Source organism: Pseudomonas sp. MD195_PC81_125 (assembly GCF_014060985.1).
Lineage (GTDB): Bacteria > Pseudomonadota > Gammaproteobacteria > Pseudomonadales > Pseudomonadaceae > Aquipseudomonas > Aquipseudomonas parakoreensis.
Genome location: NZ_JABULD010000383.1, coordinates 1 through 5,075 on the forward strand (window position 1 = coordinate 1; position 5,075 = coordinate 5,075).

General features: G+C 60.1%; 3 protein-coding genes and 2 pseudogenes. 1 reads left to right on the forward strand and 4 read right to left on the reverse strand.

Going from position 1 to position 5,075, the window contains the following annotated elements; all coding sequences use genetic code 11:
- Positions 1–52: 52 nt before the first annotated feature.
- A complete protein-coding gene (locus HT737_RS15740) occupies positions 53–772 on the reverse strand; it encodes a response regulator transcription factor (protein WP_047297419.1) in 720 nt (239 codons plus the stop codon).
- Positions 773–939: 167 nt separating this feature from the next.
- Between HT737_RS15740 and HT737_RS15745 the strand changes: the two genes are divergently transcribed.
- On the forward strand, positions 940–2,472 hold the full coding sequence (locus HT737_RS15745; protein WP_182403193.1) for a HAMP domain-containing sensor histidine kinase: 1,533 nt from the start codon (positions 940–942) through the stop codon (positions 2,470–2,472).
- Between the two features lie 167 nt (positions 2,473–2,639).
- On the opposite strand, the pseudogene HT737_RS15750 reads toward HT737_RS15745, so the two are convergent.
- From HT737_RS15750 to glyS, 3 genes and pseudogenes are all read right to left on the reverse strand, one after another.
- Positions 2,640–3,420, reverse strand: a pseudogene (locus tag HT737_RS15750) (lysophospholipid acyltransferase family protein).
- A gap of 82 nt (positions 3,421–3,502) precedes the next feature.
- On the reverse strand, positions 3,503–4,042 hold the full coding sequence (gene gmhB / locus HT737_RS15755; RefSeq protein ID WP_174377011.1) for a D-glycero-beta-D-manno-heptose 1,7-bisphosphate 7-phosphatase: 540 nt from the start codon (positions 4,040–4,042) through the stop codon (positions 3,503–3,505).
- 4 nt (positions 4,043–4,046) lie between these two features.
- Positions 4,047–5,075: pseudogene (gene glyS / locus HT737_RS15760) on the reverse strand (glycine--tRNA ligase subunit beta); the annotation flags it as partial.

The following is a 5,075-nucleotide window of genomic DNA, read 5'->3' on the forward strand; positions in this document are numbered from 1 at the left end:
TCCTACATGGATTACCGGTAGGAGCTGCCGCAGGCTGCGATCTTTTTGATTTTTACTCGGATGCAACCATCACACTCTCCAACCGATACCCATACCCATAAATCGTCAGCAACTGCCAACCGCGATCCGCCGTCAGCCCCAGTTTGTTGCGCAGGCGATAAATGTGCGTATCCAGCGGCCGTGACGAAGCGACTTCTTCGTGGGGCCAGAAGCGCTCGTACAGATACTCCCGCGACAACGGCCGACCCAGGTTACTGAACAGGCACCGCGCCAGGCGGTATTCACGTTCGGTCATGACGACTGACTTTCCCTCGCGGGTGACACTCAGTTCGGCATCGTCGAAGGTCAGGTCATTGAAGGTCAGGACTTCGCCAGCGCTACTGCGTGGCTGGCTGTGCCGGCGCAGGACGGCGGCGACGCGGGCTTTCAGCTCGTTGGGGCGGAAAGGCTTGCTGACGTAATCGTCGGCACCGGCGTTCAGCGCCTGGACGATATCGCTTTCGCCGTCGCGGCTGGTCAGCATGATCGCGGCGGGTGGCGATTCCATGTGTTCGCGGGTCCAGCGCAGCAGCACCAGGCCGGTGATGTCCGGCAGTTGCCAGTCAAGGATCAGCAAGTCGAAGGTGTCCCGACGTAGCTGGCGCAACAGGTCCTCCCCCCGTTCGAAGCTGTGCAGCGACCAAGGCTGCTCTCCCACTGCAGCCATCTGCTGCAGGGTTTGCTCGACCCGACGCAGTTCGGCGGGTTCATCATCCAGTATCGCAACGCGCATACGCGTGGGTTCCTTGTTGCTTGGGCAGTGGCCGGCCACGTTAACGGCTCGGCCTGCGCAATAAAAGTAGCCGTTCACCATCGGTCGACGTCCGCTATGATTCTTCGGATCTACATCCTCAGACCTGTGGCCCATGAATCCATTCACTGTCCCCTGCCCTGTTTGTCATGAATAGCCCGCGTCGGCGTGAAAGCCGCGAGCCCAGTCAGGTGCAGCGCCTGTTTCGGCGATTGGGGCGTGAGTGGTTGTGGATAAGTCTAGTGCTATTGCCACTGACTGCCCTGTTGTCGTATCGCGCGCAGATTAATCTGCACGATACGTCAGCGGTTTGGAGCGCGTTGCTTTCCGTGGGATGGGTGGCGGTTGTCCTCGGTTTGCTGCCGTGGCGTCCGCGATGGGCGATCTGGGTAACGCTGGGCGGGGTGGCGGGTGTGCTGCTCACCAGCGCCGCACTGGCGGAAGTTCGACACTGGTGGTCACCAACGCCGGCAGCGCTTGGCATATTGTTCGGCTACCTGGTCTGGAACTGGCGGCGCCTGAGCGTGGTGCTGACGTACTTTGGCTGGGAGCTGGCACGGCTGGATCGCGAGCCGAAAGTATTCCCGGAACGACGCCGCGCGCAATTCACCAGCGCTGACCAACTGCAGGGCCAGATCATGGCACTGGAGCAAGCCATGAGCCGCACGCGCGATACCCGGCGCTTCATTGCCGACGGTCTGGAGTACCTGCCGGTGGCGACGCTGATCAGCGATCCCAAGGGACAGATCCTGCTGGGTAATCGCAAGGCCCGCGTATTGTTCGATGACCCACTGGTCGGTGACGACGTTGTCGAGCAACTGGCCCGCCTCGGTTACCCGGAGTTGTCCACAGAACCACGCCCGGCGCTGTCCGACCTGGCGCTGCTGGAGTTTCGCGATCACAAGGAACGCAGCTTGCGTCTGGAACGGGCGGCTTTGCTGCCGGTGGATGGCGATACCCCCATCGGCTGGCTGCTGAGCCTCACCGACCTGAGTGCCGAACGCGCCGCCGAAGAACAGCGTGGGGTCTTGTTGCGGTTTCTTTCCCACGACCTGCGCGCCCCACATTCAGCGATTTTGGCCCTGCTCGATGTGCATCGCCATCAAGTCGGAGCGGACTCACCGCTGTTCGAACAGATCGAACGCCAGGTACGCCGCGCGCTGGAATTGACCGATGGTTTCGTGTTGCTGGCCCGTGCGGAATCCGAGGCTTACCAGTTTCAACCCAGTCTGTTCGCGATGCTGGTGCTGGACGTGCTGGATCAGGCGCTGCCCATTGCCCAGCAGAAAAGCATCAAACTGTTGCACGCAATGGATGAGCAATCCCAGGAACGCCTGATCAGCGCGGATCAAGGCCTGTTGACCCGGGCCTTGTTCAACCTGTTGGAAAACGCCATCAAGTACAGCCCGGCAGGCACCACTATCCGGTTGGGCGTCAGTTGCCAAGGCGAGTGGCTGTGCTGTGAATTGACCGATCAGGGCAAAGGCATTGCCGCCGAGGAACTGCCGGATCTGTTCACTCAATACCGACGGTTTTCATCGGCGCAGGGAATTGATGGCGTCGGTCTGGGGCTGTCGATGGTCAAGGCAGTGATCGATCATCATGGCGGTCGCATCGAGTGCCATAGCATCGTCGATGAAGGCACTACGTTCCGGCTGCAGCTACCGTTGATGGCCGAGTGAACAGGCACAAAAAAACCGGCTATATCAGCCGGTTTCTTTACTTCCGAAAAAAACTTATGCACCTTTTACGGTGTTTTATGAGCTTGAGAAATATATAAGTAAATCAACAAGTTAATTTCAATATTCAGGCTTTTTCTACAAAACCGTACACAGGTTATCCACAAATCTCAGACAGCTACCTGATCATTCGCGGCAGGTGCCTGCGGCGCCGGTGGCAGCGAACCCATTTCGCGCTGAGTCTGTTCATTCCAGGCCTGTACCCGGTCGTTCAGATCGGCAATGGCGCGAGGTCCAGTGCCTTCGGCGTACATCGGCTGACCGATGACCACGGTGATCACACCCGTCTTCTTGCCCCAGCCGATTTTCGGCCAGAACTTGCCGGCATTGTGTGCAATCGGCAGGACCGGAAGCGCCGCATTCACCGCCAAGGCGCTGCCACTGCGCGAGAACTTGCCAATAGTGCCGTGGGGAACGCGGGTACCTTCCGGGAAGATCAATACCCAGACGTTGTCCTTGAGCAGCTCATCGCCTTTGGCTGCGACTTGCTTGAGTGCGGCTTTCGGGTTGTCGCGGTCAATCGCGATCGGCCGCAGCATGGCCATGGCCCAGCCGAAGAACGGGACGTACAGCAATTCGCGCTTGAGCACCTGGCTCAAGGGCGAGAAATAAGCGGAGAGAAAGAACGTCTCCCAGGTGCTCTGGTGGTTCGACTGAATCACGCAGGGCCGGTCCGGCACGTTTTCCGCGCCTTTGATTTCGTAACGAATGCCGAGAAACACCTGGGTCAACCACAAGGCGCAACGGCACCAGTACACGTTGATAAAACGATAACGCGCCTTGAACGGCAGAAAGGGCGCGATAAAAAAAGCTCAGGCTGCACCACAGCAAGGCAGTGGTGCCCAGCAGCAGGTAAAAGAGAAAAATTCTGATGGCCTGCAGTATCGACATGGCGACGTTTACCGTTACGGGCACTGCCCGACTGTTCAAGCGCACTCCCGATCAATCCCTGGTCAGGAACTTCAGAAGCACTCTAGTTGTGGATAAGTTCTGCGGCAATCGCCGCCAGATCGTCAAAAATCAGGGTGCCGACCGGAAGGGTCTTGCCCAGAGTTTTTTCGCCTTTCCCGGTCTTTACCAAAACGGGCTGTGAATCGACGGCTTTGGCGGCCTCCAGGTCACCAAGGCTGTCGCCAACGAACCAGACATTCGTCAGCGCCACGTTGTAATGCGCCGCGATGGTTTGCAACATCCCCGGTTTCGGCTTGCGACAGTCGCAACCTTCGTCCGGCCCGTGCGGGCAATACACGATCAGCCCGACTTCACCGCCCTGCTCCGCTACCAGCGCGCGCAAGCGCGCGTGCATGGCGTCGAGGGTGGCGAGGTCGTAGTAGCCGCGAGCAATGCCCGACTGGTTGGTGGCGACCGCCACCGTCCAGCCGGCCTTGCTCAACTGCGCAATCGCTGCGATCGAACCGGGCAGCGGAATCCACTCTTCCACCGACTTGATGTAAGCATCAGAGTCGTAATTGATCACACCGTCCCGATCGAGAATCAGCAGTTTCAACAGCAGTCCCTCAACCCAGCAGCGAAATGTCGGCAACCCCGAGGAACAGACCACGCAGGCGCGCCAGCAGCGCGTAGCGGTTGGCCCGGACCTTGGCGTCTTCGGCATTGACCATGACGGCGTCGAAGAACGCATCCACCGGCTCGCGCAATGCCGCCAGACGCGCCAGCGATTCGTTGTACTGACGCGCTGCGGCCATTGGCTGCACCGCCTGATCCGCTTGCTGGATCGCCGAATACAGCGAGAACTCGTTGGCGTTGTCGAAGTATTTGGCCTCGACCACGGTCGGCACCGAGCCTTCGACTTTGCTCAACAGGTTCGATACACGCTTGTTGACCGCCGCCAGCGCCGCCGCTTCCGGCAGTTTGCGGAAGGCCTGTACCGCTTGCACACGCTGGTCGAAGTCCAGCGCCGAACCCGGCTTCAGGGCACGCACCGACAGGTAGGTGGCGACATCCACGCCTTCGTCTTCATAACGCGCCCGCAGACGGTCGAAGATGAACTCCAGCACCGAATCGGCCAGACCGGCAGCCTTGACCTTGGCGCCGAACGCAGTCACGGCGAAGGCCACGGCGTCGTTCAAGTCCAGATCCAGTTGTTTCTCGATCAGGATGCGCAGCACACCCAGCGCCGCACGGCGCAGGGCATACGGGTCTTTGCTGCCGGTTGGCAGCATGCCGATACCGAAGATACCGACCAGAGTGTCGAGTTTGTCGGCGATCGCGACAGCGGCACCGGTCAGGGTGGCCGGCAGTTCAGCACCGGCACCGCGTGGCATGTACTGCTCGTTCAGCGCCAGCGCGACATCTTCCGGCTCGCCGTCATTGAGCGCGTAGTAGTAACCGGCGACACCTTGCATCTCCGGGAACTCGCCGACCATTTCGGTGGCCAGGTCGCACTTCGACAGCAAGCCGGCACGGGCCGCCCACGAAGCGTTGCCGCCGATGCGCGCGGCAATGTACGCCGCGAGTTTTGAAACGCGCTCGGCCTTGTCGTAGACGCTGCCGAGTTTTTTCCTGGAACACCACGTTCTGCAGGC

Excerpts from the sequence above, each read along its gene's own strand:
- HT737_RS15740 (WP_047297419.1), bottom strand. The coding sequence starts at position 772 with ATGCGCGTTGCGATACTGGATGATGAACCCGCCGAACTGCGTCGGGTC.
- HT737_RS15745 (WP_182403193.1), top strand. The coding sequence starts at position 940 with ATGAATAGCCCGCGTCGGCGTGAAAGCCGCGAGCCCAGTCAGGTGCAG.